The sequence below is a fragment of the Maribacter spongiae genome (genome assembly GCF_047345125.1).
GTDB lineage: Bacteria > Bacteroidota > Bacteroidia > Flavobacteriales > Flavobacteriaceae > Maribacter.
This window is the reverse complement of sequence record NZ_JBLFEQ010000007.1, coordinates 106,369-125,858: the sequence shown is the minus strand read 5'-3', so window position 1 is coordinate 125,858 and position 19,490 is coordinate 106,369. Positions and strand designations below refer to the sequence as shown.

The following is a 19,490-nucleotide window of genomic DNA, read 5'->3' as shown; positions in this document are numbered from 1 at the left end:
TCATAAAAATAAATGTTAACACGTCCAGATGGTGAAAAGTATCCCCGAATTATATTTTGTAAACGATAGGGAATTTAGAGAATGGCTGCATAAAAATTACAGTCGTAAGGAGGGTGTTTATCTTATTTTCTATACCGTGGCCCATGAAAAAGAGAGTATGCGTTGGGAAGAAGCCGTACGGGTAGCACTGTGTTATGGTTGGATAGATAGCACCGTTAAAAGTTTAGGAAATGGTAAGCGAAGGCAATATTTCTGTCCAAGAAAACCCAAAAGTGTATGGAGCAAGGTAAATAAAACGCATATCGAAGAACTCGAAAGTGTTGGTTTGATCCATGAAAGTGGGTTAAAAGCCATTGAAATCGCCAAGGGAAATGGCTCGTGGATAGCCTTGGACGATGTGGAAAATGGCATCGTACCTAAAGATTTGAAAACAGCCTTTGACGAGAACCCCGAGGCTTTTATGCACTATCAAGGTTTTACGCAAGGACAACGAAAAAGCTACCTATATTGGTTGAATCAGGCCAAAAGGGAGGAAACAAGACAAAAAAGAATAAAAGAAATTATACGTTGCTGCAAAGCGAACATTAAATCCAGAAGTACCCGTTAATAGCAATGAAACCTATATTTAGTTGAACACTATAAAAATAAAACGATGCACAGCCTGTATATTATGCTCACCGCTCTCTTATTTGTCTCTTGCCACCGGGCACAGGACAAAAACCAACTTAAGGATATAGCCATTACGGCCGTTAATATCATAGACGTTCGTTCGGGAAAAATTATTGAGAACCAAACCGTGATCATAGATTCGGGAAAGATAAAAGCAATCTTAAAAGATAGCCCGAAACAAGAGGAATTTAAGCAAATCATCAATGGAAAAGGGAAATTCCTGATGCCTGGATTAGCTGAAATGCATGCACATATTCCACCACCTTCTACCAATTCGAAACGTATTGAGGAAACCCTGTTCCTATACCTTTCCAATGGCATTACCACCATAAGGGGCATGCTCGGAGATCCCGCTCATTTGATCCTGAGGGAAAAATCCGAAAAGGGTGAAATTTTGAGTCCTAGAATATTTACATCCAGTCCTTCTTTGAACGGAAATTCAGTTACCTCTAAAGACGAGGCCATTACCAAAGTGACCGCTTACCAAAAAGCGGGCTATGATTTTCTTAAAATTCATCCGGGTATCCAACGTGCCGTTTTTGATCAAATAGTAACCACGGCCAATACCATGGGGATTCCCTTTGCCGGACATGTTCCTGTGAATGTGGGGATTCGCCATGCATTACAAAGCAAATACGCTTCCATTGATCATGTGGACGGATTTTTAGAAGGCCTGGTACCCAAATCTGCCGATGTATCCCCCTCGGACAACGGCTTTTTCGGATATGCCTTTACTCCTTTAGCGGATACCGTTAAAATTAATGAATTGGTCACTCTGGCAAAAAACAATAAGGTTTGGATCGTGCCTACACAAAGTCTTTTTGAACGTTGGTTCGCCCCAATTTCCACAACCCGATTACTGGAACAGCCCGAAATGAAATATATGCCAAAAACCGTTTTGGACCATTGGAAATCCGTTAAGGACAGGTATATGGATGATGAGAGTTTTAATGAGGTGCAATGGCAACGTTTTGATGCCATTCGACTTCAACTTATTAAAAAACTCCAGGAAAACGGGCATGGCATGCTTTTGGGATCAGATGCGCCACAGTTATTCAATGTGCCCGGTTTTTCCATTCATCATGAAATCGATGGTATGCAAAGGGCAGGGCTCGGTACTTTGGAGATTTTACAGGCGGGGACCATTAATCCGGCCTTATTCTTTACCATGGAAGAAACTTTTGGGCAGGTGAAAGTGGGTTTAGAGGCAGATCTTATATTAATAGATCACAATCCTTTGGAAAACCTGGATGCCCTACAACAGCTTTCAGGGGTGATACGGCAAGGCAAATGGATTTCCAAAGAAGAAATCGATATCAAATTGGATGAGATAGCCAAGAATGCGGCAAGGAATTGAGATTCAGAAACGAATCCATTTAATTATAAATCACTTGTTCCGGATGAGGCCCAACCTCGAAAAACAAACCGATATGGAATAAAAATCCACAGATTCCATGGCACAATATACTGGCGACCACCGGGTTGTTCAGCCTCAAAACCCAATAAACCATTGTTATTCCAAGAATGGAAATCCCGGGAAAAAGCCCTTGGAGATCTTTTAGATTTAAAACCGCAGTCCCCATACATCTCTTAACACCCTTTTAAGAAACCCCATCATCCTTTTCCCCTATATTTAATCCGACTAATTAACCTCTCCAATAATGAAACAAAAACTACTTTTTCTCTCGGTGTTTTTTGCATCTTTCTCCCTTATTGCACAAGAATTTAAAATGGACCTTGTTCAGGACCTAAAACCCAGAAATATAGGTCCGGGAGGCATGAGTGGCAGGGTTACGGCCATTGATGTGGTCCATAATAATCCAGACGTCATGTATGTAGGGACCGCCTCTGGAGGTCTATGGAAATCCGCTTCGGGCGGTATTGCATGGAAACCTCTTTTTAACAAAGAACTGACCGCTTCGGTAGGTGCCCTCGCCATTCAGCAGTCCAACCCTTCCGTTATTTGGGTAGGTACCGGGGAAGGGAATCCAAGAAACAGTCTCAACGGAGGTTATGGAATATATAAATCATTGGATGGTGGCAAGACCTGGAAATCCATGGGTCTGGAAAAAACACGTCATATCCATCGGATAAAAATCGACCCCATGAATCCCAATACGGTTTATGTGGGCGCTATTGGTTCGCCCTGGGGCGAGCACCCGGAACGAGGTGTCTTTAAAACTACGGACGGTGGCAAGACCTGGAAAAAAGTACTTTTTGTAAATAACAGTACCGGAGTAGCCGATCTGGTCATGGACCCTGTCAACCCCAACAAATTAATTGCCGCCATGTGGGAGCATAAACGTGATCCATGGTTCTTTAAGTCCGGTGGAAAAGGCAGTGGGCTTTACATGACCCATGACGGCGGTGAGAACTGGAAAAAACTGACCGAGGAAGAAGGGTTGCCAAAAGGGGAATTGGGACGTATTGGTGTTGCCATAGCCCCCGGAAAACCAAATATTGTCTATGCCCTGGTAGAAGCGAAAAAAAATGCCCTGTACAAGTCCGAGGATGGTGGTTTTAACTGGAAAAAAATCAATGAAAAGAAAGATATCGGAAATCGACCGTTTTACTATTCCGAAATTTATGTGGATCCACAAAATGAGAATCGTATATATTCTGTGTTCACCTATGTGAACGTATCCCAGGATGGCGGGAAAAACTTCACCCAATTAATGCCGGCATATCAGGCCAATAACGGGGTACATCCTGATCACCACGCGTTATGGATACATCCAAACAATGGTCAGTTTATATTGAACGGTAATGATGGAGGCTTCAATATTTCAAAGGATGGTGGAAAATCATGGCGTTTTATAGGAAATCTTCCCGTAGCCCAGTTTTATCATATTAATGTAGATAATGAATACCCCTATAATGTTTATGGGGGGATGCAGGACAACGGTTCGTGGAGAGGGCCTGCCTATGTTTGGCGAGCACAGGGCATTCGCAATAGTTACTGGCAAGAAATTGCCTTTGGTGATGGTTTTGATGTAATTCCCGACAAGGACAATTCACAATTTGGTTATGCTATGAGCCAACAGGGTTTTGTATTCCGATATGATTGGAAAACCGGAAACAATTACATCGTAAGGCCCACCTCGCCCAATGCGGATACTCGACTGCGTTTTAATTGGAACGCGGGTATTGGCCAAGATCCTTTTGATAACAATACCGTTTATTTTGGAAGTCAGTTTGTACATAAAAGCACCAATAAAGGGGCTACTTGGGAGGTCATTTCCCCCGATCTTACGACCAATGACCCGGAAAAGCAAAAACAGAGCGAGAGTGGTGGACTCACCATAGATGCTACGGGAGCCGAAAATTATTGCACCATTCTTGTCATAGAACCCTCACCGGTGGAAAAGGATATGTTATGGGTGGGAACAGACGATGGCCGGGTACATTATTCCCAAAACGGGGGTTCCACCTGGACGGAAGTAACCGCCAATATCAAAGGATTACCAAAAGGAAGTTGGATCCCGCAAATAAAGGCTTCATCAAAAAACAAGGGAGAAGCCTTATTGATCGCCAATGACTATAGAAGGTTCAATTATACCCCTTATGCCTATCGTACCAAAAATTATGGTAAAACCTGGACCCGTATCGTAGACGAAAAAGATGTGCAAAGCTATACGCTGAGCATTGCGGAAGATCCTATAAATCCCAATTTGATGTTTCTAGGTACGGACGATGGTCTTTATATTTCCTTCGATGCGGCAGGGACATGGAAAAAATGGACAGAAGGCTACCCTACTGTTTCTACAAAGGATTTGATCATACATCCAAGGGAACACGATCTGGTCATTGGAACTTTTGGTCGTGCAGCATGGGTATTGGATGACATACGCCCTCTGCGGGCCCTGGCAACTGACACCTCTATTTTAAATCGGGAAGCAAAATTATTTCCACCTCCGATCGCCTACCAAGCCGCCTATCAACAGCCTACGGGAAGTAGATTTGGTGCAGATGCACTCTATAATGGGGAAAACAGAAAATCGGGCGCTATGATTACCTATTATCTCAAGGAAGGTAAAAAAAATATAAAAAAGGAAAATCAAGACAAAGATGATGAAAAGAAAAAAGAAGAAAATACCACAACGGAAACGTTGACGGGAATACAAAAAAAGGATTCCGTTCAATTCGATTTTTATGATGGTGACCGATTGATACGCACTTTAAAATATAAAACCCCGAAAAAAGCAGGTTTCCATAGGGTTTATTGGGACATGAACGAGAAAGGGCCAAATCGTCCCAAACGGAAAATCACCAAGTCCAAGAACGAGCCCGGTGGTGTTTCCGTTAAACCAGGCATATACAAAGTTAAAATGAGCTTTGGCGAAGTTACCGAGGAAACGACCATTACCGTGAAATCCGACCCAAGGATTGCTATCAATATGGCCTCCATCAATGCGGTCTACGAGGCGGGAAAAAGATTAGACATCATGATCCAGACTGTGACCGATGCCGTTACACAACTGGTGGAAAGCAAAAATACGGCGGAACGGTACAGTAAGGATCTGAAAAAACTGGATGAAAAAAAATACAAAGAACAGATCAAGGCATCAAAGGATATCATAAAAGAAATCGATTCGGTCATAGCCATATATATCGGAAAGGAAGATAAAAGACAGGGTATTACAAGAAATCCCGAAATAAATATTATGAAACGTATTGATGACGCTAGCTTTTATACCGCCACAAGAAAAAATGGTATTACCAAAACAGAAAAGGATTTGATAATGTATGCCGAACAGGATCTACGATCGGCACTGAATAAAACCAATATTTTCTTCACCAAAAAATGGTCCCCTTATAGAGCATTGATGGAAAGTTTGGACAATTCCCCATTTAAGGATATAAAGGTATTTCAATTAGAATAGGGAACGATAAAAATTTTCGATCAAAGCAATAATGCAACAGGGTTTCGATTACGTTTAATAGCACAAATTATAGCATATATGAGAAGTTTAATTTTATTGATAGTATTAGCAGGGTCAATGGCCATAACCGCACAAGATACCGGTGAAAAAAGATTGGGATCATGGCATATGTATTTTGGTACGAATAGGATTTCCAAAAAATTGAGTATCCATACCGAGGCACAACTGCGTTATTATCAGCAAGGTGAGAATTTTAATCAATTATTGCTCCGTACGGGACTTAATTACCATATAAATCCCAATGCCATAGCGACCGTGGGTTATGGGTATATTGATACCGACCCTTCATTTGAGGATTTTACGGAACAAGATAACAGTACCGAGCACCGTATCTTTGAACAGTTCATCTTAAAAAATAAGGTCGGTGAGTTTTTGTTCGAACATAGATACCGTTTGGAACAGCGCTTTCTACGGTCCTTGGATACAAGAAGTGATCCGGAACAGAATATTAAAAAAACCGAACATCGAGCCAGGTATCGCTTGCAACTGACCTTGCCATTGACCGATATATTTTTCCTGAACTTTTACGATGAAGTATTTTTAAATCTACAGGATGATGTTTTTGGCCAAAACCGCCTTTATGCGGCATTAGGTGTAAATGTTACCGAAAACCTGAGTATACAGGCCGGTTATCTTAAAAATCATTTTTCCGCACTTAATTTTGACAGGTTACAGATAGGAGTGTTCTTTAATCCCGACTTAAGGGGTGTCTTTAAGAAAAAGAACGATGAACCTTAAAAAAATAACCTTTCAAAACAAAGAAGGCCAGACATTGGTGGGTAGATTGGAAATGCCCGTAGATCAACGCCCTCATAATTATGCCATCTTTGCACATTGCTTTACGTGCAATAAAAATTTATTAGCGGTAAAAACTATTGGAAAAGCACTTACTTCAAACGGTTTTGCCGTTTTACGGTTTGACTTTACCGGTCTGGGAGAAAGTGAGGGGGACTTTGCGGACACCAATTTTTCAGGAAACGTATCCGATTTAATCGCTGCAGCGGAACATTTAAAACAAGAATATCAGGCACCGTCACTTATAATAGGCCATTCCTTAGGGGGAGCGGCGGTAATTTTTGCGGCGGCCGAAATACCCTCTATAAAAGCAGTGGTCACCATAGGCGCGCCCGCAAGTCCCGTTCATGTTCAACATTTGTTCAAAAGTGGCTTAAAGGAAATTGAAAGTACCGGAAAAGCAGTGGTGAATTTGGGCGGTAGGGATTTTACCATAAAAAAACAGTTTTTGGAAGATCTGGAAAGCAAATCTTTGACCGCCGTAGTAAAAAATCTCCGAATACCCCTATTGATATTACATTCGCCGCAAGATGACACCGTAGGTATTAAAAATGCCGAGGAAATCTATATTGCCGCCCATCATCCCAAAAGTTTCGTTTCCCTGGATGGCGCAGACCATCTTTTAATGAACAAAGAGGATTCTCAATATGTGGGAAAAGTCATAGCAGGTTGGTCACAGCGCTATGTAGATATGCCTTCAAAACCCATATTGAAAACAAAACATCAAGTGGTCGTCAGCTTGAACGGAGAAGATGATTTTACTACGGACATGAAAGTAGGCAACCACTTTTTAATTGCCGATGAACCGTTAAACGTGGGTGGTAATGACTATGGCCCATCACCTTATGAACTGGTTTCGGCAGGCTTGTCCGCCTGTACGGCCATGACCATACAAATGTATGCCAAACGCAAAGGGTGGTCCGTGGAAAATGTAGAAGTCCATACCTCATACGGCAAATCACATGCCGAAGATTGTCAAGATTGTGGAGCGGACAGTGCAAAGATCGACACTTTTCATAGAGAGGTTAGACTGACCGGGAATTTGGATGAAAAACAAAAGGCCAGAATCATGCAAATAGCGGACAAATGCCCCGTACATAGAACCTTGCATAGCGAAACGCAAGTGATTACCAAGCTCTTGGAATAACGGAAATTGCGGTTTTTGAAACTACGATTACGGGTAACCATCATTAATTTTTACATCATGGAAATTTTAAAAAAATGTTCGTGATTTTCGAGGTCTTTTAAAATCCTTATGAAATGCGCTAAAATACCGATGCTATTTTAGTAATTTTAGAAGTATAAAACCTAAAAACAAATATTGAGATGAAAAAAATAGTTAAACTCCCTGCGGCATTATTTACCCTACTGGTATTTTTCAGCTGCAAAGAGACAAAGAAAGGAACTTCGGAGACCAAGGAAGAAGTCATGGAAGAGGTAAAAGAAGAAATAATGGCGGAAAGCATAAAATTCATGATGGAGCCAAAAAGTGACAGCCATGTAAAAGGTGAAGTATCTTTTAAGGACGAAAACGGCACCGTTAAGATGATGGCCTCATTATCCGGCCTATCCGAAGGGGAACACGCCATACATATTCATCAAACCGCGGATTGTTCATCGGCAGATGGTAAATCTACCGGAGGACATTGGAATCCCACCAATGAACCACATGGCAAATGGGGAGCGGCTGAAGGATATCATAAAGGGGATATCGGAAACTTTACCGCGGATGCCGACGGAAATGCCATTGTTGAGTTTTCCACGGATCAATGGTGCATTGGATGTGATGATGAAAACAAGAATATTATTGGCAAGGCGGTTATCGTACATCAAGGTGTGGATGATTTTACTTCACAACCTAGCGGGGCAGCGGGCGCAAGGGTAAGTTGTACCGGAATAATCCAATAAAACGATTTTTAATACCTAAAAGCTGCCCTAGGGCAGCTTTTTCATTTACCCTATTTTATAGAGTTCGTGGCAAAATCAGGACACTTTAAAAATTCGTGCATAAATATTAGCACTCGGTCGTTATAGCCTTATGAGGAAAAAGTTATCCCTCTTAAAAAAAATCTTCATCATTCTTTTTCTTTGTCTGGGAACACTCTCGGTTTCCGTTCTGGGCAATCTAAAATTCTCTTTTGATTTCAGTCAGTTTTTTCCAGAGGAAGACCCGGATCTTATTTTCTATGAATCGTTTATCCAAGAATTCGGAACGGACGATAATTTTCTTTTGATCGCTATTGAAAATGAACCCCATGTGTTCAAGAAGGAATTCTTAAACAGGTTTCACTCCTTTTCCAAAGCGAGCAAAAGTTTTGAATATGTTACCCGATCCGCCTCTTTGACCACATTATCCTACCCTTTAAAAACAACGTTGGGCTATACGGCACTTCCCATAATTCACTTAGAAGATACCGAACGTTATGCACGAGATTGGAAAAAGATACAGGAAGATTCCCTTTTCTTGAATGTCCTGATAGATAAAAAATCGGAATCATTGGTCGTTGCACTTCAAACAGAAGATAATTTGGACTATAAACAATCCGAAGTATTGCTCGGTCAGATTAGAAATTCGCTTCGTAAAAACGACCTTTCAAAATATCATATGCTGGGAAGGGCTTTTTTTTACGAGGCCATTGTTGAAATGCAAAAGAGTGAAGTCTTGAGAACCGCTATAGTAGCTTCCATTCTGGTCTTTATTATTTTATGGTTGGTCTACAGAAGTATCCCCTTGGTAACCATCTCAATGATCTCTATAGGAATGTCCTTATTGCTTTTTCTCGGATTGTTATCCGCATTGGGCAAAGAGCTCAATGCCATGGCGGCTTTCTATCCCGTACTCATGTTAATCGTCGGCACATCGGACGTTATCCATGTTACCGATAGTTTTATCAGAAAGATAAGAAAAGGAATTCCCAGATACACGGCCATTCTCTCCTCTATTAAGGAAGTGGGGCTTACAACTTTGCTCACTTCCATTACCACGGCGATCGGCTTTATGACCTTATTGTCCTCCAGACTGACCAGTATCCAGGATTTTGGGGTCAATGCCGCCATTGGGGTCATGATAGCTTACTTTACCGTTATTCTTTTAACAGGTTCCCTATTGATCAGTTTCCCGGAACACAAGCTCATGGGAAAACGTTCCGCGGTGGGTAATTGGAACAATTATTTATTACAAATCAATACGATTACAAAAAAATATCCAAACCAGATTATCTTGGGGACAATTGTATTTGCGTGCACTTGCTTATTGGGTATTTACCTCATTAGTACCGATTATGAATTTAAGCATGTACTCCCCAATAATAGTAAAATAGCCGAAGATTTTATTTTTTTTCAAGAACACTACTCGGGATTTCGCCCATTGGAAATAGCGGTAAGGGCAAAAAACAAAACCAAAGTGACCCATTTCACGATTGCCCAAGAAATCGAGAAACTCGAAAATCATTTAAGATCCATACAAAGTATTGGGAACCTACAATCACCCAACCTCCCTTTTAAAATAATCCATAAGGCGAACAACCTGAACCAATCCGCCTATTTAACATTACCACAAGAGGAGTCGACCTATGAAGCCTATAAAAAGGATGTGCGAAAACTGGCCGGAAAACAATTCAATAGATTCGTAAACAAAGATGAAAGTATGGCCAGAATCAACGGAAAACTCCAAGATGTTGGCATGGATAGTTTACAAAAGATATACCAACAGATCAATGCATTCGCCAATTCGGCGTTGGACACCACTAAAATCGAGGTGAAGGTTACGGGAAAAAGTATGTTACTGGACAACAACGCAAAATATATTCGGAAAAGCCTTTTAGAAGGACTGTTCTATGGCTTATTGCTAATAGGGATAATCATGGCCTTGATATTCAGGAATTTTAAAATGTTCATGATTTCACTGGTACCCAATGTATTGCCTATTTTATTTGCCGGGGCGGTACTCGGCTTTTTGGGCATTCCGTTAGAAGCTTCCCTATCTGTGGTCTTTGCTATTGTTTTTGGCATAGCCGTAGATGATACCATACATTTTTTGGCAAAATACAAGTTGGGGAGAACACAAGGCTATACAAAAGAAGAAGCACTACGAAAAACCTTTACCGAAACAGGAAAAGCGTTGCTGATCACAACCTTTATTCTATTCTTTGGATTTTTGGTGCTGCTGTTCTCAATTCACCGGCCCAGTATTACTATTGGGGTTATTATTAGCGTAACACTGGTAACGGCCTTAGTATTGGATCTATTGTTATTACCTGTATTACTGCGAAAATTTCTTGATAGCTAATTAAGCTACACTATTTTTTCCGTTAAGGGTTTTTTGAAGCGAACGATAAGCCAAAATGCTCTTACCGATCATAACGATCATTGCAGTAATCCATAATGAGAAGAGTAGGTATTCCATAAGCCAGCAATTAATACAGTTAGGTTTTTTAAACACGCACTTTGCTTTATATGCTTGGGGCATACCAAATGCTTTATTTTGCACTTGGTCGATAAATATATACATTTCATCCATGTTTTTCTTAAAATTTCCTAAAATTTCGATGAACTACACTCAAACACGCATACAACAGACTGTATAACGTGGTAATATACTTTGCAATATCCAGATGTATGAACAAATCATTTTATCCATTATATGGGGTTTTGATATTGAACCCGTTTTCCATGTTACGGTCATTAATCAATAGCCCAAAAACCCAAAAACAAAAGAAACAATAAAACTTAAACCCGGTACCGTTTCTTTAAAAAGAATGTTTATTGTCTCTCCACTAATGGATATTGGCTACCTTTGATTAGAAATGCTTTCATTCTAATGAACCCATCTGCATCTGGTTGGATTGAAAAGTTTGGCTCTTTGGTCCTAGGGCATAAAAACACCTATACGGATTTCACTTCTTTGTATAACACGCTGAGATCTGCGGGATTTGTGTATGGTATTAATGTGGACATTCCATCATTTATAACTCCGGAACATAAGCTTTCAGAGGATGAAAAAGCTAAAATAAACCTACTGAACACCCTTTATTTTACCTTTAAACTGGAAACGGACGAGGATGGGTTCACACCGTTTCTTGAGCGTATTTTTCATTTTTATCAGGTATTGGAGCTTGACCATATTTCTTTTCTTGGAAAGCTTTTTACGGGAAACAAAACATCTGCCAAACTTGAAAAATTATTGGAATCCCGTATTTATTTGGAGGACAACATTATCGGAAAAACGTTCAACAATTTTATAACCAATTCTTTATTGTTTATAGACGTACTTCTTTTTAAAGAATATCTTAAAAATCCCGATGGCATTAGGTTACGTGCCCAAAAATTGGAATATCTGGCCATAAACATTGCGTACCACACCCTTAATTCCAAAGAAAAAAATAAAAGCGATGAGAAGTTGGCCCAACTCTTGGAATCTTCCCTCACGTTCATAGATGGGGAGACACAAAAATTTGATGGTTCCTATAGGGAAGGTTTACTGACGAATGACTCTGTATGGGAAAACCAATATTTTTTGGATATGGCCTGTCTTACCGTATGGGAGGACCATTTTTTAGCATATTCCGAATCTGAATTTATTCTTGATATAGGTAAGGATCTGGGTTTTACACCTGATCAAATTGCTACCGCCATGGCAAATGTGACTTCATTTTTTACAAAAAACGGGGAGAGCATTCCTTTCCTAAAGGAACAGAATTTGGCCGTTCAGTTTTACGATAGTATGGGAAAAGTGGTCAATAGGCTTATTCTAAGAAACAGCAAGAGGTTACAGAAAGAACTTTCCGAAAGTGCGGAACTGGTCTCTCTTTTGTCCAAATCAACCCTTAGGGATCTTTCTACGGAAGAGCGGAAAAAAGTACAAAATCAGCTTTTGGATATTTTTAAGAGTATTCCTTCCCTGGCCATTTTCATATTGCCCGGCGGAGCCATATTACTTCCCATTTTCATTAAATTGATTCCCAAATTATTGCCCTCCTCCTTTGATGAAAACAGGGTGGAAAAAGAAGATTAATCCCTGTTTTTATCGTCATAGATAAAATTTATGTTACATTATAAATAATTTAAAGTCAACTAATTAAATTATTTTATTCCAACCATAGCTTAAAGTTTTTTACACGCTCCCGGCTTACTATGATTTCTTGTTCCGAAAAGTGTTTCAATTTAATTTGAAGCCGTGAGTTCGTATAGGAAACAATATCTTTTATATGGTCTATATTCACGCAAAATTTACGGTTCACCCTAAAGAACGATTTTGGCTCCAGCTCTGTCTCCAAATTTTCCAAAGTGGTGTCCAATAGATAGTTTCTACCATCCATGGTCGCGGCATACGTACCTTTATTTTCGCTATAAAAACATTCGACTTCATCGGCATTGATAATTTTTAGATGCTGGCCCACTTTAATGGTAAATCGTTTTTTAAATTCACGTTCCAAAGGATCCACTAAAAGTTTTTTGATATCGTCAAAATCCAGGGTCAATTTCTGGAATCGTGGTTTCAAAGAACGGTATTTCTTTACGGCACTTTCCAACTCTTCGCCATCAATAGGTTTCAGTAGATAATCTATACTATTTAGTTTAAATGCCTGTAGGGCATACTCATCATAAGCAGTCGTAAAAATAATGGCACTTTTTACTTCTATGGCATCAAAAATCTCAAAAGAAAGTCCGTCCGACAATTGAATATCCAAAAAAATTAAATCGGGATGATTATTTTCCCCAAACCAAACAATGGCCTCTTCAACCGAATGCAACATTGTAGAGACTTCTACATTTAACTCCGCCAACAACCTTCCCAACCTGCGTGCGGCCGGTTTTTCGTCCTCGATTATAATAACTTTCATCGCGCGTTTTCTATATTTTAAAGTTTTCTTGCCACCTTATTCCCAGATATTCTACGGGCTATGAGATACGAATAAATGCCCGTAATCGTTTATTTTAATTTTTATCTTACTTAAATTTCTCAGCCTCCCTCTTATCCTTTTCAATGTATTTTTTAATTTGCCGTTCCTCCCATTCTTTAGAGAAGACAGGGTTTATGGAGAATACTTTTATACTGTGAAAAAAAAGACCGATTCCCCAAAAAAGCCAGACAGCAAAAGTTCCAAAATCCCAAAAAGATGCCACAAAGGACTCCCCATCACTAAGGTCCCTAATTATTTTATTTATACTTATAAAAGTGTTCACTCCAATATATGAAGCTAAATGCCAATAAAAGCCTTTTAATTCCTGTAAACGTTTTTTTGCACGCCTTAATTTCCGATTATCGTTTTCCTTTATTTCCATCTTTCTTCTTCTTCCTGCATGAGTTCCTTTAATTTTTTTTGTTCCCAATCTTTTCCAAAGAAAGGGTTTAACCCAAAGGTCTTGATGGCCTGAAAAACAAGCCCTATCCCCCATCCAAAAGCCGCCCATAAAAACCAAGGGTGCCTCCATTCATCTATCCAATAATTCAACCCTCCCAGAAGTGTTATGAAAACGGCATAGGACATAAGGCTTGTGTAAAATTTCTTTATACATTGCACACGCTCTTTGGCCCTAAAGTATTTATCTTCCCTATCCTTATTATCCATGATATTGAACTGATTTCCTATTTGTTACACCTTGTTTTTTAAAGATAATGATTCTTTAATGCTTACCGCTATTCATAAATTCCCTGATTTTACGCTCTTCCCAATCCTTTCCCAGAATGAGATTATATCCATGAACATTGCCCCATTGGCACACTAGGTCTATTCCCCATCCTATTGCAAGAAAGATAATCCAGGGAAAGCTTGTGGTGTTATAATCGACATAGGCCAAAAAGGGGATTACTATAACATAGGCCAGTAAATTGTCGTAAAACGATTTGATATTATCTACCTGCTCTTTCGCTTTTTTATATTTGTATTCCTCCGTATTTTCCATAATCTATCCTTTAGTTATGCTCCAAATTTCCTGAACAAACAACAACAATTAAAAAATACTTTGCCGAACTGTAGTTTTTGAAGGATAGGTCGGTGTCGGATACTGGACAATGAGCAGTGAACAGTGAGCAATGAACAATGGGGCAGTGAACAATGGGGCTGTGAACAGTAGATAATGGACAATAAGCAGATTCAACTGCTGACCATAACCTTCCCCAATCAATACGTTAAAAATCTTCCTGTTCCATAAGCTTGCGAAGTTTTTTATCCTCCCAGCGTTTGCCCCATATAGGATTATAACCAAAAGCTTCCATACCATTGGTAAGCAGCCCAAAGCCCCAACCAAGAACAGGAAAGATAATCCATGGAAAACTGGTCGTATTATAATTTAAAATGGCCAGACAGGGTATAACTATGCTGAAAGCTATTAAATTACTATAGAAGCCTTTAACAGCGGCTACTCGTTCTTTTGCTTTTTGATATCGTTTATCATCAATATGGGTCTGAGAAGTTTCCATGATGGAAACCTGACGGGTGAGTATGGGCAAACAAACCATGAAACTCTCATCTGTCTTATCGATAACGACTTCTTTATCCGTTAAGATACCATAACGTTGTCGTATGTTTTGCAGGCCGACCCCACTACTTTTTTTAATGACCCGTTTTTCTTGTAAATTATTGGTTATACACAGCATTTCTCCGTCCTCGTATATATGTATATGGAGAGGTTTGGCCGATGTGACGGTATTATGTTTTATGGCGTTTTCCAATAACAACTGTAACGATAATGGAATGATTTTAGCTTCGGGGTCTGCACTTTTTTCAGGTAAATCCAGGACAACACTGTCCTCAAACCTCATTTTCAGTAACTTTACATAGGTCCTTGCAAATTGAAGTTCCTCATCTACGGAAACCAGATCCTTATTTTTTTGCTCCAGGACATATCGGTAAACTTTAGAAAGTGAAGTGGTGAATTTTTGGGCCTGGAATGGGTCTTCTTCAATTAGACTGGTCAAAACATTAAGACTGTTGAACAGAAAATGGGGGTCTAATTGATTCTTTAACGCATCAAATTTTGCGGAAGCGGTACCGGCAATAATTTTTTGCTCTTTTATTTTCTTCTCTTGCCGATATCTATAGTACCATATTCCATAGAAAATCAGGGAAATTCCAAGCGATATAAGGATGGGCTGTTGGTAATTCTCTATTTTTTGCGATACCAGAACTTCCCAGACGGATTTATCATAAAAACCGACCATGATTATGATCCGGGCAAACAAAACCCCAACACAGGTTAAAACTATATTTCCAGATATAGCAATGCCCATTCGTTTTAACGTATAGATATTGGTTCTATATTTCCTTAAAAGAAAAAAGTACCAAAAGGCATTGACCATATAGAGTATAACCGAAAATATTATATTCTGATAATACCCCCACCAGGGGTTTGCTATAAAATAGTCGTATTTGATTTTATCCGTAAAATAAAAATATATAAGAAAGCCTATGCAGACCAATGTGCCTACTACAAAGGCCCTGAACAGTTCTTTTAAAAAACGATATACGGTCATTACAATTCTTTACTATGGCCCCCTGCCCTATCCTGTCCCCGGTCGGGATAAAACGAACTTTCAGGTCTAAAGTTAGCAAAAGTCCAAACGCCATTTTAACATCTTTACAATATGGGGCCGTATCTCCCCAAAAATGCCTCGATCGTTATTTACAAAGAAATTAGATTTACCCAATTGTAACATCATAAGGGCGAATTGTATAAAACGACGGTCAGACAAAGATGGAATCGACCTTAAGAACAAGGACGGTCCTTGATATTATATAAACTGGTTTAATTTTTTTGGATTGTAGTGAACCCGCCTGCCGGACGTACAGGAATCAAAGGAAAAAAATGACAAGACCAGGATATAAAAGGACAATTTTTAGCTTATTGAAAAAGTTTAAACAAGTTCTATCATTAGAAACTAATTGAACAAGCCTACTCCTTCCATAAGGTAAAATGTATCACAGGTTACTAATCAGGTTTTATACGGTAGGTGATCCTTCTGTTCGTAATCACCTGACATCGGCCTACTGTCAATGTTGTAGTAGCCGTAATATTCAAAACCGGATCACCAATGGTACCCCCATACTCCACAACATAACCTTGTGCGGCATAAGGCCCTGTAGCACCTGCATTGGGCAAGTCGTTCCAGGATCCCATAATCCCAATGCTATTATCCGTAATATGGGCGTAATCTTCATTACCACCATAATCATTGGGCTCCAGGTTATTCCAAAAGGCAAACGTCAATTCTGTCCCCCCGGCCGCACCGTTCCAAAATTGGGTTCCGGCCTCGGGTCCGGTAACCCATCGCCATTCCCCTTCCACGGCGGTATCCGTTGCACCAATCCAACCCACGCCCTGAGCCTGTGAACCCGAAAAATCCGCCTCTTCTTGCGATGTTAGGGTAACCAAATAGCCCTGCAACCCAAAATAAGTCCTGTTACTGGCCGCTATCTCGGCATCGGTCCAGGTAATCCCCGGATCCGCTACAAACTCATAATAGTGTTGTGTGGCAGGTAAAAAGTTGGCTTCGCCTACGGTAATAGAAAATTGTCTTGTTCCTGTAGGGTTTGCGGAACTTGATGAAAACTCCGTTGCCAGTATGGCCGTTTCGAATTCGCTGTAATTTGCCGGCCCCTGTAAGGTAAGCTCACCTTGAACGGCATCCCAACTGGAGGTTATATTGGGGTGGCTTCCCGTCAGCATCAATACATCTTCTCCGTTTACATAACCACTGGATATCTGAATATATACCGCGGAAGTAGTGGTATCGTCGGCATCCGTAATAGAAACGGTCTCGGCAATGGGAACGGATGCACCCGGACAATAGATTCGATCTCCAGACCCTACTACCAGAGGTGGTTGGTTTGGTAGCTGTGCGGTAAAAAGAAGGTCTTCTATAAAGTATCTTTCAAAACCTCCATCCCAATTGCCACTATCCGATCTAAAACGTATGGCCGAGTTGGCATTGATTTCACTGGGATCCAGGTTATATGATACGTTACCGCTGCCATCAAGGATAGCGACGTCAACAAAGAAAGATCCGTTATATAATTGAACAGCAATCCTTTCATCCCCTCCTGTTTTATTATAAGTAAAAGTCAAAGTGACCGATCCATAGGCCGATAAATCAAGGTTTCTAGTGATATAACGGTTGTCTAGATTGGACAACCGAAGCTGATTACTATTGATTCTTATCCTACCCGCATTTGGATCGGTTGTCTCATTTGTTTCGGCCCAGCCTCCTATAAAATTTTGTGATCCATCATTATTGGTATAGTTGACACTGTTAAAATTGTCTCCAAAAGTATCCTGCCCATAACATGAAAAGGATATTATGGAAAAAATAAAAAGCAAAAAATGTAAATAACGTTTCATTGAACAATCCTGTTTGGCCCATTATTATCCTAAAATTAACCCTATATATAAGAGTCGCCCAATATATGTTGCCTACCCTATAAAATAAGTGGTGAAAAGTTAAAGTCTAAGGGTCAATCAGTATATTAAGCGAAAATATTTGCCATAAAAACATCAAACAATAACAAGATTCGGATATCCGAACAATAACCGTAACTTCGCAGCTTATTAAACACTATGACCTTTAAAGACCTCGGCCTTGCCGACCCCATTTTAAAAGCCTTGGAAGACGAAGGCTATACCCATCCAACACCTATTCAGGAACAAGCAATACCCATTCTTTTAAAGAAAAAAGACTTATTGGGCGTTGCACAGACAGGAACCGGTAAAACAGCCGCTTTCGGCATTCCCATTCTGCATCATTTATATGAAGGGATCGCACTTAGGCAGCATAAAAGAAAAATAAAGGCCCTGGTGGTAACCCCTACCCGGGAACTGGCCATACAGATCGGGGAGAGCTTTACCGCTTATGGTAAACATACAGGTTTAAGAAATACGGTCATTTTTGGTGGTGTCAAGCAGGGTAAACAAGTGAATATCCTAAAAAATGGCGTGGATATCCTTATCGCGACACCGGGCAGGCTTTTGGATTTGATGAACCAAGGGTTTGTTTCATTACGCGATATTGAATTTGCCGTATTGGACGAAGCGGACCAAATGCTGGACATGGGTTTTATTCACGACATTAAAAAAATCATAGCCAAACTCCCTCCTAAAAGACAATCGCTTTTCTTTTCGGCCACCATGCCCAAAGACATTGTAGATCTGTCTCGCCAACTACTGGGTGAATTTGAGAGGGTCACCATAAAACCCGAACAGACTACTTCGGAAAAAGTAGCACAGGGGGTTTACTTTGTGAGCAAAAAGAACAAGGTCAAATTATTGGCTCATCTCATTCAGCAACGCCCCAAAGATTCTGTCCTGGTATTTTCCCGAACCAAACACGGTGCCAATAATATTGTCAAGAAATTGACAAAGGTCGATCTAAAATCCGCCGCTATCCATGGTAACAAATCCCAAACGGCCAGACAAAAGGCATTGAACGATTTTAAAGATGGGAAATTAAGTGTTCTGATAGCCACGGATATTGCCGCCCGGGGAATCGATGTAGAGGAACTTTCCCTGGTAATCAATTACGATCTGCCCAATGTTCCGGAAACCTATGTACACCGTATTGGGCGTACGGGACGTGCCAGTGCCAGCGGAATAGCGCTTTCATTTTGCGATAAGGAAGAACGTCCTTATTTGAGGGATATTGAAAAACTCATCAAACAAGAGGTGCCAAGAATGCCCGAGCATCAATTTGTTGACGATGATGATACGGAACAGGAAAACAAGCCACGGCCGCAACGATCTAAAAATCCGAATCCCCCTAAAAACCGGAATCGGTACGGAAAATCGAACTATCGTAGTAGAAAAAATAGAAATCGAAATCCGAAAAACAAAAGCGGTGGTCATTCTAAAAATAACGAATAATTTGTTATTTAAGCATACCTTCAAAAAACGATTATTATATAGAATTGAACATAATTTCCCTTCTTATACCGGTTCTTGTTTGAAATTACCGTAAAAAAATAGTGTTTTGTTCCAGTTTTTTTTAAATGCAACATGGCATTAAAATACATGACAAGGGCAATGGAACAAAAATCCAACCTTAGTTTTTCTTCTTCTTTTTAGGAAGGATTTATTTTATTCATTATAAAT

At 40.0% G+C, this 19,490-nt stretch carries 15 protein-coding genes; 9 read left to right on the top strand and 6 right to left on the bottom strand.

Going from position 1 to position 19,490, the window contains the following annotated elements; all coding sequences use genetic code 11:
- Positions 1 to 28 precede the first annotated feature (28 nt).
- The 8 genes from ACKWB9_RS11355 (at position 29) to ACKWB9_RS11320 (ending at position 12,420) form a co-directional block, all read left to right on the top strand.
- Positions 29 to 607, top strand: a complete 579-nt coding sequence (locus tag ACKWB9_RS11355) for a YdeI/OmpD-associated family protein (RefSeq protein WP_414003135.1) — start codon at positions 29 to 31, stop codon at positions 605 to 607.
- A 45-nt stretch (positions 608 to 652) separates the two neighbouring features.
- Positions 653 to 2,026, top strand: a complete 1,374-nt coding sequence (locus tag ACKWB9_RS11350; protein ID WP_414003134.1) for an amidohydrolase family protein — start codon at positions 653 to 655, stop codon at positions 2,024 to 2,026.
- Positions 2,027 to 2,330: 304 nt separating this feature from the next.
- On the top strand, positions 2,331 to 5,552 hold the full coding sequence (locus ACKWB9_RS11345; protein WP_414003133.1) for a WD40/YVTN/BNR-like repeat-containing protein: 3,222 nt from the start codon (positions 2,331 to 2,333) through the stop codon (positions 5,550 to 5,552).
- A 78-nt stretch (positions 5,553 to 5,630) separates the two neighbouring features.
- Entirely contained in the window at positions 5,631 to 6,350 is a 720-nt protein-coding gene (locus ACKWB9_RS11340) for a DUF2490 domain-containing protein (RefSeq protein WP_414003132.1), read from the top strand.
- Entirely contained in the window at positions 6,340 to 7,554 is a 1,215-nt protein-coding gene (locus tag ACKWB9_RS11335) for a bifunctional alpha/beta hydrolase/OsmC family protein (protein ID WP_414003131.1), read from the top strand. The genes ACKWB9_RS11340 and ACKWB9_RS11335 overlap by 11 nt, the downstream gene beginning before the upstream one ends.
- Before the next feature lie 179 nt (positions 7,555 to 7,733).
- Positions 7,734 to 8,315: a superoxide dismutase family protein gene (locus ACKWB9_RS11330; protein ID WP_414003130.1), complete on the top strand. Its 582-nt coding sequence runs from the start codon at positions 7,734 to 7,736 to the stop codon at positions 8,313 to 8,315.
- Between the two features lie 130 nt (positions 8,316 to 8,445).
- Positions 8,446 to 10,695 carry an efflux RND transporter permease subunit gene (locus ACKWB9_RS11325; protein WP_414003129.1) on the top strand — a complete coding sequence of 750 codons (2,250 nt, stop codon included), beginning with the start codon at positions 8,446 to 8,448 and terminating at the stop codon, positions 10,693 to 10,695.
- A gap of 531 nt (positions 10,696 to 11,226) precedes the next feature.
- Positions 11,227 to 12,420, top strand: coding sequence for an LETM1-related biofilm-associated protein (locus ACKWB9_RS11320; protein ID WP_414003128.1), 1,194 nt, complete (start codon positions 11,227 to 11,229; stop codon positions 12,418 to 12,420).
- Positions 12,421 to 12,493: 73 nt separating this feature from the next.
- Here ACKWB9_RS11320 and ACKWB9_RS11315 read toward each other — a convergent pair whose 3' ends face one another.
- From ACKWB9_RS11315 to ACKWB9_RS11290, 6 genes are all read right to left on the bottom strand, one after another.
- Positions 12,494 to 13,249: a LytR/AlgR family response regulator transcription factor gene (locus ACKWB9_RS11315; RefSeq protein WP_414003127.1), complete on the bottom strand. Its 756-nt coding sequence runs from the start codon at positions 13,247 to 13,249 to the stop codon at positions 12,494 to 12,496.
- A 106-nt stretch (positions 13,250 to 13,355) separates the two neighbouring features.
- Positions 13,356 to 13,691, bottom strand: coding sequence for a 2TM domain-containing protein (locus ACKWB9_RS11310; protein WP_414003126.1), 336 nt, complete (start codon positions 13,689 to 13,691; stop codon positions 13,356 to 13,358).
- Entirely contained in the window at positions 13,682 to 13,978 is a 297-nt protein-coding gene (locus ACKWB9_RS11305; protein WP_414003125.1) for a 2TM domain-containing protein, read from the bottom strand. Before ACKWB9_RS11305 ends, ACKWB9_RS11310 begins: the two co-directional genes overlap by 10 nt.
- A 55-nt stretch (positions 13,979 to 14,033) precedes the next feature.
- On the bottom strand, positions 14,034 to 14,312 hold the full coding sequence (locus tag ACKWB9_RS11300) for a 2TM domain-containing protein (protein ID WP_414003124.1): 279 nt from the start codon (positions 14,310 to 14,312) through the stop codon (positions 14,034 to 14,036).
- Positions 14,313 to 14,538: 226 nt separating this feature from the next.
- Positions 14,539 to 15,882 (bottom strand): histidine kinase, encoded by a 1,344-nt coding sequence (locus ACKWB9_RS11295; protein WP_414003123.1) that lies wholly within the window; start codon positions 15,880 to 15,882, stop codon positions 14,539 to 14,541.
- A gap of 455 nt (positions 15,883 to 16,337) precedes the next feature.
- Positions 16,338 to 17,747 (bottom strand): C-type lectin domain-containing protein, encoded by a 1,410-nt coding sequence (locus tag ACKWB9_RS11290; RefSeq protein ID WP_414003122.1) that lies wholly within the window; start codon positions 17,745 to 17,747, stop codon positions 16,338 to 16,340.
- 216 nt (positions 17,748 to 17,963) lie between these two features.
- On the opposite strand from ACKWB9_RS11290, the gene ACKWB9_RS11285 reads away from it, so the two are divergent.
- Positions 17,964 to 19,262: a DEAD/DEAH box helicase gene (locus ACKWB9_RS11285; RefSeq protein ID WP_414003121.1), complete on the top strand. Its 1,299-nt coding sequence runs from the start codon at positions 17,964 to 17,966 to the stop codon at positions 19,260 to 19,262.
- The last annotated feature ends 228 nt before the right edge of the window (positions 19,263 to 19,490 follow it).